This window comes from Nocardia sp. NPDC049149, from assembly GCF_043197455.1.
In the GTDB taxonomy this organism is placed as follows: domain Bacteria; phylum Actinomycetota; class Actinomycetes; order Mycobacteriales; family Mycobacteriaceae; genus Nocardia.
Genome location: NZ_JBICTD010000007.1, coordinates 44971 through 60407, shown reverse-complemented (window position 1 = coordinate 60407; position 15437 = coordinate 44971). Strand labels below are relative to the sequence as shown.

At 67.5% G+C, this 15437-nt stretch carries 13 protein-coding genes; 6 read left to right on the top strand and 7 right to left on the bottom strand.

What is annotated here, in order from left to right:
• Nucleotides 1-52 precede the first annotated feature (52 nt).
• Nucleotides 53-433, top strand: coding sequence for a cobalamin biosynthesis protein (locus ACGFNJ_RS27950; RefSeq protein ID WP_393454356.1), 381 nt, complete (start codon nucleotides 53-55; stop codon nucleotides 431-433).
• Nucleotides 434-532: 99 nt separating this feature from the next.
• Nucleotides 533-928 (top strand): VOC family protein, encoded by a 396-nt coding sequence (locus tag ACGFNJ_RS27945; protein WP_393454353.1) that lies wholly within the window; start codon nucleotides 533-535, stop codon nucleotides 926-928.
• Nucleotides 929-943: 15 nt separating this feature from the next.
• Here the strand turns inward: ACGFNJ_RS27945 and ACGFNJ_RS27940 are convergent, their stop codons facing one another.
• Both ACGFNJ_RS27940 and ACGFNJ_RS27935 read right to left on the bottom strand, forming a co-directional pair.
• Nucleotides 944-2041 (bottom strand): hypothetical protein, encoded by a 1098-nt coding sequence (locus tag ACGFNJ_RS27940; protein WP_393454350.1) that lies wholly within the window; start codon nucleotides 2039-2041, stop codon nucleotides 944-946.
• An 8-nt stretch (nucleotides 2042-2049) separates the two neighbouring features.
• Nucleotides 2050-3180: a phosphotransferase family protein gene (locus ACGFNJ_RS27935; protein ID WP_393454347.1), complete on the bottom strand. Its 1131-nt coding sequence runs from the start codon at nucleotides 3178-3180 to the stop codon at nucleotides 2050-2052.
• Between the two features lie 334 nt (nucleotides 3181-3514).
• Between ACGFNJ_RS27935 and ACGFNJ_RS27930 the strand changes: the two genes are divergently transcribed.
• Nucleotides 3515-4903 (top strand): DoxX family protein, encoded by a 1389-nt coding sequence (locus ACGFNJ_RS27930; protein WP_393454344.1) that lies wholly within the window; start codon nucleotides 3515-3517, stop codon nucleotides 4901-4903.
• 6 nt (nucleotides 4904-4909) lie between these two features.
• On the opposite strand, the gene ACGFNJ_RS27925 is transcribed toward ACGFNJ_RS27930, so the two are convergent.
• The gene (locus tag ACGFNJ_RS27925) at nucleotides 4910-5869 is read right to left on the bottom strand and encodes an isopenicillin N synthase family dioxygenase (protein WP_393454341.1); all 960 of its coding nucleotides are present in this window, start codon (nucleotides 5867-5869) and stop codon (nucleotides 4910-4912) included.
• Nucleotides 5866-6339: a nucleoside deaminase gene (locus ACGFNJ_RS27920; protein ID WP_393454338.1), complete on the bottom strand. Its 474-nt coding sequence runs from the start codon at nucleotides 6337-6339 to the stop codon at nucleotides 5866-5868. Before ACGFNJ_RS27920 ends, ACGFNJ_RS27925 begins: the two co-directional genes overlap by 4 nt.
• A gap of 84 nt (nucleotides 6340-6423) precedes the next feature.
• Here ACGFNJ_RS27920 and ACGFNJ_RS27915 point away from each other — a divergent pair, with 84 nt between their 5' ends.
• The gene (locus tag ACGFNJ_RS27915; RefSeq protein WP_393454335.1) at nucleotides 6424-7959 is read left to right on the top strand and encodes a PucR family transcriptional regulator; all 1536 of its coding nucleotides are present in this window, start codon (nucleotides 6424-6426) and stop codon (nucleotides 7957-7959) included.
• A 1583-nt stretch (nucleotides 7960-9542) separates the two neighbouring features.
• On the opposite strand, the gene ACGFNJ_RS27910 is transcribed toward ACGFNJ_RS27915, so the two are convergent.
• Nucleotides 9543-10931, bottom strand: a complete 1389-nt coding sequence (locus ACGFNJ_RS27910) for a purine-cytosine permease family protein (protein ID WP_393454332.1) — start codon at nucleotides 10929-10931, stop codon at nucleotides 9543-9545.
• 91 nt (nucleotides 10932-11022) lie between these two features.
• Nucleotides 11023-11991 (bottom strand): hypothetical protein, encoded by a 969-nt coding sequence (locus tag ACGFNJ_RS27905; protein ID WP_393454329.1) that lies wholly within the window; start codon nucleotides 11989-11991, stop codon nucleotides 11023-11025.
• Nucleotides 11992-12169: 178 nt separating this feature from the next.
• Between ACGFNJ_RS27905 and cobA the strand changes: the two genes are divergently transcribed.
• Nucleotides 12170-13444 carry a uroporphyrinogen-III C-methyltransferase gene (gene cobA / locus ACGFNJ_RS27900; protein ID WP_393454326.1) on the top strand — a complete coding sequence of 425 codons (1275 nt, stop codon included), beginning with the start codon at nucleotides 12170-12172 and terminating at the stop codon, nucleotides 13442-13444.
• A 74-nt stretch (nucleotides 13445-13518) separates the two neighbouring features.
• Nucleotides 13519-14979 (top strand): MFS transporter, encoded by a 1461-nt coding sequence (locus ACGFNJ_RS27895; RefSeq protein ID WP_393455335.1) that lies wholly within the window; start codon nucleotides 13519-13521, stop codon nucleotides 14977-14979.
• Nucleotides 14980-14996: 17 nt separating this feature from the next.
• Here the strand turns inward: ACGFNJ_RS27895 and ACGFNJ_RS27890 are convergent, their stop codons facing one another.
• Nucleotides 14997-15410, bottom strand: coding sequence for a PPOX class F420-dependent oxidoreductase (locus ACGFNJ_RS27890; RefSeq protein ID WP_393454324.1), 414 nt, complete (start codon nucleotides 15408-15410; stop codon nucleotides 14997-14999).
• Nucleotides 15411-15437: the final 27 nt, after the last annotated feature.

Below are 15437 nucleotides of genomic sequence, written 5' to 3'. Positions count from 1 at the left end.
GCTGGGATGGCGGACCGCATATTTGTGGCGGTAGCCGGTTGCGGGAGTGTCCGTGTCTCCGGCTGAGGCGGTGGATTTGGTGGTCGGACTCGGGCTCCGCCCTGCGGAGGCCGGGGATCGAATCGTCGCGGCAGTGCGAGAAGTGCTGGGCGACAAGCCGATCGGGTGTCTGGCAACGATCGATCGCCGCGCGGCCGATCCGGGTCTGCAACACGCCGCCCGCACGCTGGGCGTGCCTGTCCTGACCTATTCGGCCGCCGAACTGGCCGAGGTCCCGGTGCCGAATCCGGCGGCGCGGACCACGGCAGCAGTCGGCACCGCGAGCGTCGCCGAGGCCGCGGCCATCCTGGCGTCCGGCGGTGGCGCCTTGATCATTGCCAAACGTGCCATCGACGGCATCGTCGTCGCCGTCGCACAACGCCGCTCGGCCTGATCGCCTGGCTTCGGCTGTCGCGCATCCCTGTCACGAAATATCAAGCAGGACGACTGTTCTGAACTCGGTCAACGGACCGGCGACGCGTGGTTTCATGGCGTGGTGGATATCCGAGGCATCGATAATGTGCTGGTTCCCGTGGGCGAGCTGACCGCGGCGGTGGAGTTCTATGCGGACCGTCTCGGGCTGTCGGTGCGGTTCACGGTGCCGGAGCGCGGGATCGCGCTGTTCGGAGTCGCCGCGGAGACACCGGGGATCATGGCGATGGTGGATCCGGCGGCGGGCCATGGTGCACCGCCCGCGATGCGCGTGTGGCTGGAGGTGCCCGACGCCAAGGCCGCCGCGGCGGAGCTCGAAGAGCGCGGTGTCGAAATGCTCACCGCGCCCTTCGAAGTCGCCACCGGTTGGAGCGTGGAGGTGGCCGACCCGTGGGGCAACGTGATCGGGCTGACCGACTACGTCAAGCGACCCGAGTTGGCCCGCCCCGGGTACTGAGCTCGCGTCGTTGAATTACGGAGCGACAGAGCTGTAGTCGGCGAAACCCGTCGGGTCGTGCCTGCCGATGCTGGCGTGCTCGAACAGCCCCCAACCCTCGGCGTCGCCGCACCGAGCTCGCGCCACATGGTCGATCACGCCGAACGGCGTGCGCGCGACGATGTCCGGGGCGGTGAGGTCGTAGCGGCTGGCCAGCGACCAGTCGCGGCCCTTCCACTGGCCGTGTCCCCAGTCGGGATCGCCGCCGTAGCCGCACCCCACGTGCAGCGGCACGTTGGTTCCGGTGCTCACCTCGATCTCCAGCGGCTTGCCGTCCTGCGCGGTCATCTCGAACCGCGCACCGACGGGAATTCTTGTGCCGGAACGGTAGTCGATCGAGATGCGGGGCCAGCCGAGCTGCTCGACGCGCCCGTCCGGCCACACCCGCACCGCGTCGTTGAGGGTGCGCATCCCGTCCGGCTCCTCTTGCAGGATGATCACCACCGCGAAGTCGTCGAACCGCAGCGGCGCGTACACCCACCAGAATCCGCCTGCGGGTTCGCTGGCCACCCGGCCGGGCGGCTCGTTCTCGCCGACCGGCCGGATGCCCCAGGAACGATCCCTGGTGCCGGTCCACACGGCAGGGTCGACGGCGATGTCTTCCCCGTCGACCTGCAGCGTCCCCGACCAAGAGCCGAGCTGGGCGAACCGGGTCGCCTGAATGATCGGCCGATTGCCAGCCAGGATCAGGTGCGGCTGCTCCTGCACCGTGGGGAAGGCGCCGTCCCAAGTGAGGTCGCAGGACAATTCGCTGTGGTCGCAGACCACCCGGATCCGCTGCAACGGCTCGAGCACCTCGATGCGGTAGCCGCCGACCCGCTGCTCCAGGCTGCGCTCGCCGAGCGCGTCGGAGAACCGAACGCTGCGCTGCACGTCCCCCCTGCGGACGGCAAGGTAACCATCGGTGACGCCGAGGTTCGGGTACACCCCGAACCCGGTGATGAAGAAGGTGCCGCCGTCCCGGTTGTGACCGTTGAAGTAGCTGCGGTCGTAGAAGTTCCGGTCGGTGCTCGCCACTCTGGCCAGCGACAGCGACGTCTGGTGAATCGGGTATTCGTCCAAGGGAACTGGCATGACTGTCCTCAATCCCATTCGTAGGTTCCGTCGAGCAGCCGTTCGAGGCTGGTGCGATGCATGACGTAGTCGTCCCGATCGGGGGTGTCGGTGTCCTCGCCGAAGTGGATCATCCTGCGCTTCACCCTGGCCATCACGATCCCGTGCCGCAGCGCGGCGTAGACGAGGTGCCAGTCCAGGTTGCTGACCGTATGTCCGGTCAGCTCTTCGTATTTCGCGACCACCTCGGATCGGCGCAGGAAGTCCGGCAGGCCGGGCTGGTCGAAGCGGGTCGCGATGTCCTGGAAGAAGCGGTGGATGAAGATCACCCACGCGACGTCCAGTTCGCGCGGTCCGAGCGCGGCCATCTCCCAGTCCAGCACCGCGGCGGGCTGGAACTCGGTGTAGATGACGTTGCCTGGCCGCGCGTCGCCCCAGCTGAGCACATCGGGCCCGGGGTCGGCGGGCCAGTGCTCCTCCAGCCAGGCGAAAGTCCGTTCCAGCAGCGGGATCTCGAAGCCGTCGTCGGCAAGGGCCCAGCGATACCACGCCTTCTGCGCGGCGAAGTGCCGCCGCAGCGACTGTCCGGTGCCGCGCAGGGCGGGGAATCGCTGGTCGGGATCCGGGATTTCGTGGATCTTCGCGATCACCTCGACCGTGTTGGCGGTGAGCAGCGCGCGTTCCTCGGCGGTCGCGTCGAACAGCCAGCCGATGAACACGTAGGGCGGATTGTCCGTCGGTACCCGCCCGTCGACCCGCCGCATCACGAAAAATGGTGCGCCGAGCGCCTTCTCGTCTTCTTCGAGCCAGCACAGGCCGGGCACCGGCACGTCGGTGTGCTCGGCGACCCCGGACATCACCTGGTATTGGGTGGCCAGATCGTAGGTCTCGAACACCGGGAACGACCCGGCTTCCGGCGCCATCCGCGCCACGAACGACCCGCTCTCGTGCCGCCCGTCGACGCTCCATTCGGCATCGAAAAGGATGGACGTGCTCGACATTCCACCCGACTGCGGCCGCGAGAGCCCGGAGACCTTCGGCGGATGATCGGCAGAGACCTTCGAATCCAGCCAGCGCGCGAGATCCTCGGCGAGCACGTCGAGATCGCGCTCGCTGACGGTCAGCTGTTGCCGCTTGGCGGGATCCGGATCGTCGGCCATCGTTGTCCTCCTGACGCGATGAAGCGCGGGCGCGCGTGCGCACAGCCCGCATCGGCGGCGGGGCGCCGCGATACGCGACAGTAACGCGTTTCAGTACGTCGGGGAAAGGAAAACGATCGAGGTCGCCGAACCTCGCTCACTGGCCGGAACCGGGCCTTGACATGCGGCTATCTTGTCGACAGCACGGGCGCGGCGTAGGACGAAACCCCTGATGGTGTGGATAGCACGTACGACTTTCTGGCGAGGAGAAAACCAGGGAATTCCTGGAGGCTTGCCTACTGCGATCCCCGATACCGTTCCGCTCACGTGGAGGAATCGGGTCGGGAGGGTAGTGGTGAGCGTCGTCAGTACAGAGTCGGTCCAGGGGGACAGGGTCGCCGAGCGGGGTGAATTCGTCGACAGTGCACCCACACGGTGGAATCCGTTGACCCGCATCGTGTTCCGCTTCTGCTTCGTCTATTTCAGCGTGTTCTGTGTGGTGTTTCCGCAGTTCCTCTACGTGTACTTGGGGATCGTCGGCACGAAGCTGCTACCGGACAACGCGATTTCGTGGACGCTCGAAATACTCGAGCCGATCTTCGCGTGGGTCGGGCGGCACGTGTTCGGCGTCGATGCCGCGCTACACCTGGAAACCGGCAGCGGTGACCAGACGATCATCTGGATATTCCTGTTCTGTGCGTTGGTGATCGCCACGGCCGTGACCCTGGTGTGGACGGTGCTGGACCGGCGGCGCCCGAGCTACCCGCGGCTGCATGCCTGGTTCCTGCTTTTCCTGCGGTTGGCCCTCGGCGGGCAGATGTTCTTCTACGGGATGGCCAAGGTGATTCCGACGCAGATGCCGGAGCCGTCGCTGATGGCGCTGCTCACGCCATACGGTCACTTCACGCCGATGGCGGTGCTTTGGTCGCAGGTCGGCTCGTCACCCGTCTACCAGATCCTGCTCGGCTCCGCGGAGGTGCTCGGCGGCGTGCTGGTGCTCCTGCCACGGACCGCGACCCTGGGCGCGATGTTGAGCCTGGTCAGCATCGCGCAGGTGTTCGTGCTGAACATGACCTTCGATGTGCCGGTGAAGATCCTGGCGGGTCATCTCGTGCTGATGTCCTTGGTGCTGCTTGCGCCGCAGGCCGGGCGGCTGGCGAACATGTTTGTGCTGCAACGTCCGTCGGCACCGGCCACGCAGCCGGAGCCGTTCCACTCCCGCCGGGTCCGGCGCGTCGCGGTCGCCGTCCAGTTCTTGCTCATACCTTGGGTGATCGTCGGCTTGATCCAGACGGACTGGCAGTTCTGGAAAGAGAGCGGTGGGGCGCCAAAGCCGCCGCTGTACGGGATTTGGACGGTGTCGGAGTTCACCGAAGACGGTCAGCCGGTGCCGCCGCTGACCACCGATACAAACCGTTGGCAGCGGTTGGTATTCGATGTGACCGGCACGGCGTACCAGCAGATGGACGGCACGTTGGTCCCGGTGGTCGCCGCGGTCGACACCTCGGCAGGCACCCTCACCCTCGCGGACGCGAAGCCCACCGCGCATCCGTTGGCGGTCGCGCAGGCAGCAGAACCGTTCGGCGCGTTCACCTTTACCCAGCCCGCACCGGATCGGCTGCGGCTCGACGGACAACTCGGCGGTCGCCCGGTTACCGTGACGCTGGAACAGACCGACCTGCGCAGTTTCCCGTTGCGCAGCACCGGCTTCCGCTGGGTGTCAGACGAACCGCGCTTCGGCTGAGCAGGATCAACCAATCGTGATGGCGTCCAGCCGAGTTCGCAGGAACTCGGCGGACACCACCGGCGGCAAGCCAGCCACTCGGCCGACGGGCGGCGGCAACGGGGTGACGACGGCGTCGTGATCGAGTTCGTAGAAGTAGATCAGCGACACCAGATCCTCCTCAGGTGCTTGCGCCTGCGGTGGCAGCACCCGATGCCGCCCGGACGGCCACCGTTCACCGCTCCAATAGGCAAGCAGGTCACCGATGTTCACGGTCACCGCCGCGGGATCATAAGGCGCGTCGGCCCATCCACCCTCCTCGGTGTAGACCTGCAGCCCGCCCGCACCCGGCTCCCGATCGAGCACGGTGACCGTGCCGAAGTCGGTGTGCGGGCCGATCCGGAACTGGCCGGGCTCCGGTGCGCCGACGACGGTCAACGGCGGATAGTGGTTGATGTTGCAGGTCCAGGTAGGACGGGCGGCCAGGTCACGAAAAGGATTGGCGGGCAACCGCAGTGCCGCGGCGAACAACGCAAGCAATTCATCGGAAAGCACCCGCACCGCGTCGGTGTAGGCCGTCGTCAGCTCGCGCAGTTCCTGCACTTCCGCAGGCCACACATTAGGCAGGAACCAGGCGTCGTCGACCCGCGGATCGCCGACCGGGGTGTGCGCGCCGACGGCGAACGTCTCCTTCAGATCAGGCGGCGTCTCGGTACCCTCCGCGTAGCCGTTGGCCTCCTTGCCTGGCCCGATCCAGCCGCGGCCGCCGACCGTGACCGCATACTGTTCCTTCACCGCATCGGGCAGCGCGAAGAAGCGGCGCGCGGCCGCACGCACCTGCCCGGCCAATCCTTCCGGCACGCCGTGACCGTAGACCAGCAGAAACCCTGCCCGCCGCAGCCCTTCGTCCACCGTCCGCTCGACCTCGGCGGCCGCCGCACCGCCCGCGCGCCAACGGGACAGGTCGATGGACGCGATCGCGTTCACGGCACGTCGACTTCGTCGGCGACACCGATGTCTTCGTGCCAGAGCGCCGGATGGTCGGTGATGAACGAGGTCATCATCTCGACGCAACGGTCGTCCTCCAGCAGCACGATCTCGACGCCGTTCTCGGCAAGCCAGTCGTGTCCGCCGTGGAAGGTCTGCGATTCGCCGATGACGACCGTGCCGATGCCGAACTGGCGGACCAGCCCGCTGCAATACCAGCACGGCGACAGGGTCGTCACCATGATCGTCGAGCCGTAGTCGCGGCGACGGCCCGCGGCCCGAAAGGCGTCGGTTTCGGCGTGGATGCTGGGATCGCCGGACTGCACCCGGCGATTGTGGCCGCGGCCGAGCAGCGTGCCGTCGGCGGCGAACAGTGCCGCGCCGATCGGGATGCCGCCCTCGGCGAGTCCATGCATGGCCTCGTCATAGGCCACCTCGAGCAGTTGTCGTGCCGGTATCGCCTGGGTCATGGGTCAAGCCTCCAAGGCGGGCGGCTCGATCGCAACGTACAGATCGTCAACCTCGGAGGCGGTCCGAGATGACAGGATGACCGTATGTTGCCCACCGTGCGTGAGTTGCTCGACGATCAGTTCGCGGCCGCCGATCCACAGGTTCTCGCAGGTCACGGCGCACTCGATCGGACGGTGCGCTGGGTGCATTCGAGCGAGATCTACGAGATCAGCCCGCTGCTGTCCGGTGGTGAGTTACTGCTCACCACCGGCCTCGGGTTGGCCGGGGTGGACGCGGGGACGCGGCGGCACTATCTGCGGGAGATCGCCGGGCGTGCGGTCGCCGGGGTGGTGGTGGAACTCGGCCGCACCTTCGATGCCATCCCGCCGGACATGGTGGCGGAGGCGTCGCGGCACAGCCTGCCGTTGGTGGCGTTGCGCACCGTGGTGCCGTTCATCGATCTGTGTCGCGCCGCGAACACCGAGATCGTGTCGCGTGAGGTGCGGTCGCTGCGGCTGCTCAACGCGCTCGCACAGGATCTCGTCGGCGAGCTCGCGGCCGGTAGCGGGCTCGCGCAGCTGCTCGCCAGGATCGGTGCGGTGACGCAGTCTGCGTTGATCGTCACGAGCGGCAATGGCGCGCTGATCGCCGCACACGGCGTCGACGATGATCGATCCGCCTGGGCCGCAGTGGAATCCGCGGCGGCCTCGGCGCAGATTCACGCGCGGGACAACGTGTGGGGGACCCTGACGGCAGGCCAGGGTGCCGCGGTGGACAGTGCGACGCTCGCCGCGATCGTCGACCAGTCGGCCCCGAGCCTCGGCCTGGCACTGGCGAATTCGGGGACGCCGACCGGGCGCCCGCAGGTCGCGGCGGCGACGTTGCTCGCGGATCTGCTGGACGCCAAGCTGATCCGGCAGGCCGACCTGAAGCGCAGGGCAGCGGCAGCGGGCGGACCGGGTCTCGCGGGGCGCACGCTGGTTCCGGTGGCGGCCGACGCGCCGGATGCGCGCATCGCGGCCCGGCTGATCGACACCGCGGCAAAGGAACTCGGTACGCAGGCGTTGGTCGCCGAGGTCCATGCGACCACCTTCGGGATACTCGCCATGGACAAGGCGATAGCCGATCCGGTCGGCGAATCGGTGCGCGTGCTGCGCAACGCCTTCGCTGGCAACAGCACCGAGGGTGTCACCCTGGTGGTCGGTGATCCATGCGAATTCACCGCCGCCGCATTGACCGGCTCGCTGGAAGCGGCAAGGTCCGCCCTGCGTTTGGCGACCCGCCACCGCCGCGACTGGCTGGCGACCAGCCCCATCTCCACCTGCCGCGAACTGGCCACCGAACTCGTCGTCGAATCCCTGCCCGCCACTGAACGCACCCGCCTCATCGCCACCACAATTGCGCCGCTGATCGACTGGGACACAACCCATCACAGCGACCTCGCCCGCACCCTGGAGGTGTACCTCCGCAACGGCGGCAGCCCCACCCGCAGCGCAGCCGCCCTCCACATCGGCCGCCAATCGCTGTACCAACGCCTCGACCGCATCCGAGACCTCCTCGGCTACGACCCCAGCACCCCCGCCCTAGCCGGAACGCTACTACTGGCCCTATGCGCCCACCGCCTCGCGACCTACACATGAAAGCTCTGTGTTCCACAGAGGTTCCATACGGTTCACAGACCCCACAGCCTCTGTGAACCGTACGGAACGTTTGTGGACCCCGGCTGCGGAACCACAGAAGGGGTGCGGAACCACAGAAGGGGTGCGGATTTTCGGTGTGCACGGGCTTGGAAGCGAAGATTCGAGTCCTTCGATCACGAACCCCTCGATTCCCGCACACCTTTTGCCTTCCCGCACACTTTCTGAGCTCCCGCACACGAAATGGCATGCGAAATCGTATGCGAGAAATCAAAAGGTATGCGGGAAATAGTCTTTGATCTTGAAGGTTTCGAAACGGGACCACAGCCAAGCGACCCGGCTGGGACGAAACATCGCGTGATCGACTGCGGAGGTCAGCCGGGTACGGCACACGACGCCACCACGCTAATCCGGTGCAAACCCTTGGCTGCCGTACTCGTCAGGAGACCGTGGACCCGAAGGAGCTCTGCCTTCGCCGAGCCCAAAGCGGCACGTGCGCAGACCAACCCGGCCCGTGGGGCGCGGCCTCAGACGGGCGCGGCTTTGGACTGGCGCAGCCTCGGACAGGCGCGGCTTTGGAGGGGCGCGGCCTCGGAGGGGCGCGGCCTCGGACGGGCGCGGCTTTGGACAGGCGCGGCCTCGGGCAGGCGCGGCCTTGGACGGGCGCGGCCTTGGACGGGCGCGGCCTTGGACGGGCGCGGCCTCGGGCAGGCGCGGCCTTGGACGGGCGCGGCCTTGGACGGGCGCGGCCTTGGACAGGCGCGGCCTTGGACAGGCGCGGCCTTGGAGGGGCGCGGCCTTGGAGGGGCGCGGCCTTGGACGGGCGCGGCCTTGGACGGGCGCGGCCTTGGACAGGCGCGGCCTTGGACAGGCGCGGCTTTGGAGGGGCGCGGTCTCGGAGGGGCGCGGCCTCGGACGGGCGCGGCCTCGGACGGGCGCGGCCTCGGACGGGCGCGGCTTTGGAGGGGCGCGGCTTTGGGGGGTGGTGTGGGTTTCGTAGGGCGTGTTGCGTTTGGGGTGGTGGTTTATCCGCGGGTTGGACGGTTTCCTGGCGAGCGGGACGGTCTCGGGGTTTGCACTGGATAGCGTGGTGGCGTCGTGTGCCGTACCCGGCTGACCTCCGCTGTCAGGTGCGGGTTCTCTTGTTCCAGACCGGGTTGCTTGGCTGTGGTCCGGTTCAAAGATCTTGAAAGAAATCGACGGGAGTCAAATGGTGGGCGTCTCGGTGCGTACTGCCACCATATGACTACCGTCGATGAAGTTGATCAACCATTTGACTCCCGTCGATGGGGCAACAACCATTTCTCTCCCGCCAAATGTGGCTCGGCAACTATTGGACTACTCTCAATGGAATCTGCAACCATTCGGCTACCGTCAACGCCGCTCTGCGACCATTTCTCTCCAGTCAATGCGGGTCGGCGACCACTTCTCTCACGTCGATGCGAGGCTCGCCGCCTCGGCGTGGTTCCGGCGCGAGAGTTGGTGCAGCCATGTCCCGTTCGCGCGGAAGGAGGTTCACGAGTGGTACATGACGGAGGCGTTTGCGGCGTGTCGCCTCCACCATGTACCACTCGTGAGCGTGCGGCTCACTGAGTGGGACGTGGCGGGCGGGTTGCCAGGGCTGCGTAGGCGGCGCCGGCGAGTAGGAAGCCGACGAAGAAGGTGATGTCGCCGAGGTCGGGGAGTTGGCGGACCAGGTAGCCGGTGAACTTGGCCTGGTGGGAGAACAGCAGGACCGAGACTGCCAGGCCGAACAGGAATGCTGCTACGCCAGGCCAATTGGTGTACCGGCGGTCATACAGGAGGTCATCGATGGTGCGGCCGCGACGCAGGTATTGGTCGACGAGCATCACGCCCAACCATGGGCCGATCCAGTACGCGACGATCAGCAGGAACGCCTCGTAGCTGGCGGCGGCATCCGGGAGGGCCCACCAGGCGACCAGAAAACCGATGGCGCCGAAGCCGATCGAGACGACGGCGCGCTGGGTGCGGATCGGCAGCCGCAGGCCGATCGTCACGAATGCCATTGCGCCCGAATACACATTCAACGCGTTGGCCGCGACCGCGCCGAGCGCGATGGCGAGCAGGGTCAGCTTGGCCAGTGCGTCCGGCAGATTCGCGGTGAAGATGTCGGTTGGGCTGCCATTGACCGTGCTGACGATGGTGGCCGAAGCTGCGCCGAGGGCGGACAGCCAGAGACAGGAGACGAACAGTCCGGCCGCCGCATACCCGCCGGTGGCGACCCGCGACACGCTGCGTGGCAGGTAGCGAGAGTAGTCCGCCGCGTACGGATTCCAGCCGCCGGTGTAGCCGAAGGCAGTGCCGACGGTCAGCAAGAACCCGCCGATGCCACCCACTCCGCCCGCCGGTGCGGCGGCACCCAGGTCGGCCTTGGCGAAGATCACCACGGTCACCGGGACGAACACGACCGCGAGCACCGGGAACACGATCCGTTCGAACGCGTGCACCAGATTGTGGCCGAAGGCGGCAAACCCGGTCTGCGCCACCACGATCAAGGCCAGCGCGGTGAGTTTCGGCATGCCGGTCAGGCTGTTCAGCGCGAACGCCCCGCTGACGCTGTTGGTGGCGAACCAGCCGACCCCGCACATGATCGACATGAATGTGGCGGGCAGCGCATTGCCGCGGTACCCGAAGGCCAAGCGGCCGAGCACCATCTGCGGCACGCCGTGCACCGGCCCGCGCGCCGACAGCACGGCATGCGCGGCGGCGCCGAGCCCGACGCCCACCGCGAGGCCGAGGCTCGCCTGCCAGAAGTTCATGCCGAACGCGGTGACCGCGAGCACGCCGATGAAGATCGTCGCGAACTCCAGGTTCGGCGACGTCCAGGTCCAGAACAGCTGCCGGGGGCGGCCGTGCCTGGCCTCGTCGGGGATGTACTCGTTGCCGCCAGGCTCTACCGCGATGACGCGATCGGCGTATTCGGCGGCCAGCGGCGGGTCATCGGTCGTAGCCATGTATGAACACTCGTCGGTGGTGACCGCATCGGCAACGGACGAACTGTACGTCAATCGGCGCCGCCTAGCGGACAGTTCGCCCGCCCTCGCTTCAGTCGGTGACGCCGCCGACCTGGTTGTGCCAATTGGGCGACGGCCCGAACAGCTCGCCGCCGGAGCGGAAGGCGGCGCGCGCGGTGGCATCGCCGGTCAGCTGAGCCAGCAACCAGGCCGTCGGGTAGCCGAGATATCCGTAGACCCCGGTGGTGCAGGGGAACGACGCGCCGTAACAGCCGGGCTGGCCTTGAACATCGTTGTGGTTCGGGCCGTCGAGCGTGGCCCACACCTTCGACACGTTCGCCGGAGTCGCTTCGTAGTAGCCCTGATTCGACTGCAACCCCTCCGTCTGCCACGGCAGTGCCTGATGCGACGGGGAGATGAGTGCGTCGGTGGATCCGTTCACCAGGAACACCGATCCCGATGTCAGCGAACGGGTATCGGCGCAGGCGATCGAATTCGAACACCAGGTCTGCGCCGGAAGCTCCAGCGGTACAACGGTCTTGATGGCCCCTGCGGAATCGCGCATCGCGTTGAGCACGCCGGACGCGCCCTGCGAATGCCCCATCGCGCCGACGGCGGTCCGATCGAGCTTCCCGAAGAACTCGCTGGCCGGATCCTCGTCCCTGGCAAGCAGATAGTCCAGCGACTTGCGGATGTCGACCCCGGATCCGGTGCGCTGATTCTCGGTGGCGATCACCACGAACCCCCACGACGCCAAATGCCGCAACAGGTAGGTGTACTGGCTCGGCACGGCGTTGGTTCCGTTGCCCCACACGACGATCGGATGGCGCGCGGTACCCAGATCCGTCGGATACCACACGTCGAACTTCGCCCCGGTGCTGTCACAACACGCGAATCCGATCCGCTCGGTCACCGCCGCAGGCCCCTGCTCGAAGTACTTCGCTTCGATCCCCGGCGCCGGAACATAAGGCGCGGGTTCAGCATTCGCCACCACGGCCGTCATCGGCACGCAGATCAACATCATCGCCATCATTCGTATAGCCCGACGCCAGCGCTTCATGCGCCCGAGTATAGGAATGCCCGGCCGCTTCCGCGCCACCGCCAGAGGGTGACCCGCGCGTCGGCCTCGACCATTTCCCGCTGGTCGAGCGCGGTGTGCCCGGGTGCGGACGGCGCCGTACCTGTCGTGACCGAGTCGATTGCGGTGGCCGCAACGCGAGGCCGTAGGCTCGAAAACTGTGTCGAACACCCCAGAAGCCCCCGATGACCAGGCGGTATCCGCCTCCCCGAAGCACGGGGATCCGAACTATCTGGTCGGGCTCGATCTCGACGGCCGCCGCGTCGTCGTGGTCGGCGGCGGCACGGTGGCACAGCGCAGGCTCGGGCTGCTCATCGCCTCCGGTGCGCAGGTGCACGTGGTGAGCCGCGAGGTCACCCCCGCGGTTGAGGGCATGGCGACCGCCGGGCAGATCACGCTGACGCTGCGCGATTACGCCGACGGCGACCTCGACGGCGCCTGGTATGCGATGGCGTGCACCGACGAGCCGGAGACCAACGCGGCCGTGGTCGCGGAAGCCACCCGGCGGCGGGTCTTCTGCGTGCGTGCGGATACCGCGCGACTCGGCACCGCGGTGACGCCCGCGACGGCGCGCTACGACGGGATGACCCTCGGCGTGCTGGCCGGCGGTCAGCACCGGCGCTCGGCCGCGGTGCGCAACGCGGTGCTGGAAGCGCTGCAATCCGGTGTGGTGACCGATGATTCGACGCCGATCGCGCCCGGTGTCGCGCTGGTCGGCGGTGGGCCCGGTGATCCGGATCTGATCACGGTGCGCGGACGGCGGCTGCTCGCCCGCGCGGACCTGGTGGTCGCCGACCGGCTGGCGCCGCCGGAACTGCTGGCAGAGCTCGGCCCCGAGGTCGAGGTGATCGACGCGGCGAAGATTCCGTACGGGCGGGCGATGGCGCAGGATGCGATCAATGCCGCGCTGATCGAAGGCGCCAAAGCGGGCAAGTTCGTGGTGCGGCTCAAAGGCGGCGACCCGTACGTGTTCGGCCGTGGCTTCGAGGAACTCGAAGCGTGTGTCGATGCCGGGATCCCGGTGACCGTGGTGCCGGGCATCACCAGCCCGATCTCGGTGCCTGCGGCCGCAGGTATTCCGGTGACCCATCGCGGGGTCACCCACGAATTCGTGGTGGTGAGTGGACATGTCGCGCCGGATCACCCGGATTCGCTGGTCGACTGGCCCGCGCTCGGCCGGTTGCGCGGGACGCTGGTGTTGATGATGGCGGTGGAGCGGATCGAGCAGTTCGCGACCGCGCTCATCGACGGCGGGCGCGCCGCGAGCACGCCGGCGACCGTCATCCAGGAAGGCACGCTGCGCACCCAACGGGTGTTGCGCGCCGACCTCGGCACGGTGGCCGCGCGCGTGCGTGCCGAAGGCATCCGGCCGCCCGCGATCGTGGTGATCGGCCCGACGGCCGGATTCTCCGGGGACGAGTCGACGGCAGGCTGAGCACGCAGCCGAAGTCTGGTGCCGACCGGAATCAATTACAGTGGCTCACTGTGCTCCAGAACCCCGCTGCGCCGATGCAGTATCCCGTGACGCAGCGAGCTTTCGGGCTCGCGATTCTCGTACTCAGTGGGATGCAGCTGATGAGCGTGCTGGACGGCACGGTCATGATTCTGGTGGTCCCGCGCCTGCAGGCGGATTTCGGCATGACCTCGTCCAGTGCGAACTGGGTGATCACGTCCTACGCACTCACCTATGCCGGGCTCATGCTGCTCGGCGGGCGGGTCGGTGACGCGTTCGGACGCAAGAAGATGTTCCTGCTCGGGGTCGGCTTGTTCACCGTCTCCTCGCTGCTGTGCGGTCTGGCGATCAACGGCGGCATGCTGATCGGCATGCGGGCGCTGCAGGGTGTCGGCGCGGCCTTCGCCTCGCCCACTGCGTTGGCCTTGGTCGCAACCACCTTCGCGCCGGGTAAGGCGCGCAATCAGGCCATCGCGATCTTCGGCGCGATGGTCGGTGTCGGTTCGGTCGGCGGCCTGGTGGTCGGCGGTGCCTTGGCCGATGTCTGGTGGCGCGGCATCTTCCTGATCAATGTGCCGATCGGCGTGCTGGTATTCGTTGGTGCGATGCGCTGCCTGCGGGACACCGAGCACCATCGCCTCACCCTCGACGTGCGCGGTGCGGTGCTCGCCACGATCGGCGTCGCCACGCTGGTGTTCGGCGGCATGGAAGGTCCCGTGTTGGGCTGGGGGCACCCCGTGATCATCGGCTCGCTCGTCGCGGGCGGCGTCCTGTTGATCACCTTCATCCTGTCGGAGCGCAATGTGGACAACCCGCTGCTGCCCTGGTCGCTGTTCAGCAGCCGGGACCGGGTCGCGACCTTGCTCGCGGTGCTGCTCGCTAGCGGCGTGATGGGCGGCATCTCGGTCTTCGGCGCGCAGTACGTGCAGAATGTGCTGGGCTACAGCGCTTTACAAGCCGGTCTGATCTTCATTCCGTTCACCATCGGCATGGGCGTCGGCGGCGGGCTGACCTCCAAGCTGGTCATGCGGGTGGCGCCGCGAATCCTGATCGCCGCGGGCGCGGGCCTGGCGGCCGTCGCGCTGGTGTTCGGCTCGACCCTGGACCGCACCGCGAATCTGCCGACGCTGCTCGTGCTGTTCCTGGTGATCGGCACCGGCGTCGGCATCGTGCTGGTTATCGTGCCGCTGTGCTTGATCGTCGGCGTCGAGGCCACCGAGATCGGCCCGCTGAGCGCGGTCGGCCAGATGCTGCTCGCGTTCGGACCGGCATTGGCGCTCGGCTTCCTCGGTCCGGTCGTTGTCTCGCGCACCCTGGCGAAGGGCGGCAGCAACACCATCAAGCCGAGCGCCATGAACAATTCTCAGCTCGACGCGCTGAGCAGCGGCTACACCCTCGCGTTGTTCCTGTGCGGCGTCGGTGTGCTGCTCACCCTGCTGATCGCCCTCGCCATCCGATACACGGCGGCGGAGGCGGCGCAGGCGCAGCATGCGCAGGAAGAGGCCCAGCAGGCCTGAGCCCGCTGGGCGCGGGATCAGAGGCGGCCGGTGATCTTCTTCGGGGTGATGCGGACGATGACGCGGGGACCGTCGTTGACGGAGGCCGGGTTGAAGTCCCGGTACTTCTGGCCCGAGTACTTCATCGACATCACGTCGGCGAACGTCCGTTCCGGGTCCGGCGTCAGCGTCGCCGTCCCGCGAATTTCCGCGTAGACGTACGGGTTCTCCGGCGGGTTGACCAGCACGGTGATCCGCGGGTCCCTGGCCAGGTTCTTGCCCTGCTGGCGATCGGTCGTTGTGGAGAACAGCAGGTCCTCACCGTCTCGGATGAGCCAGGTGACGACCAGGTGGGGATGCCCGTTGGCGCCGACGGTGGCCACCGTCGCGAACACCTTGGACTCGTCCACGTACTTCTTCAGATCCTCGGAAAGCGCAGCTGTATCGGTCACGCTTAGCTGAAACAACCCGGTGGCGAA

What these genes read in the sequence shown, in the direction of transcription:
- ACGFNJ_RS27940 (WP_393454350.1), bottom strand. Translation starts at nt 2,041, where the DNA reads ATGCCAGTTCCCTTGGACGAATACCCGATTCACCAGACGTCGCTGTCG.
- ACGFNJ_RS27935 (WP_393454347.1), bottom strand. Translation starts at nt 3,180, where the DNA reads ATGGCCGACGATCCGGATCCCGCCAAGCGGCAACAGCTGACCGTCAGC.
- ACGFNJ_RS27920 (WP_393454338.1), bottom strand. Translation starts at nt 6,339, where the DNA reads ATGACCCAGGCGATACCGGCACGACAACTGCTCGAGGTGGCCTATGAC.
- ACGFNJ_RS27915 (WP_393454335.1), top strand. Translation starts at nt 6,424, where the DNA reads ATGTTGCCCACCGTGCGTGAGTTGCTCGACGATCAGTTCGCGGCCGCC.
- ACGFNJ_RS27910 (WP_393454332.1), bottom strand. Translation starts at nt 10,931, where the DNA reads ATGGCTACGACCGATGACCCGCCGCTGGCCGCCGAATACGCCGATCGC.
- ACGFNJ_RS27905 (WP_393454329.1), bottom strand. Translation starts at nt 11,991, where the DNA reads ATGAAGCGCTGGCGTCGGGCTATACGAATGATGGCGATGATGTTGATC.
- ACGFNJ_RS27895 (WP_393455335.1), top strand. Translation starts at nt 13,519, where the DNA reads ATGCAGTATCCCGTGACGCAGCGAGCTTTCGGGCTCGCGATTCTCGTA.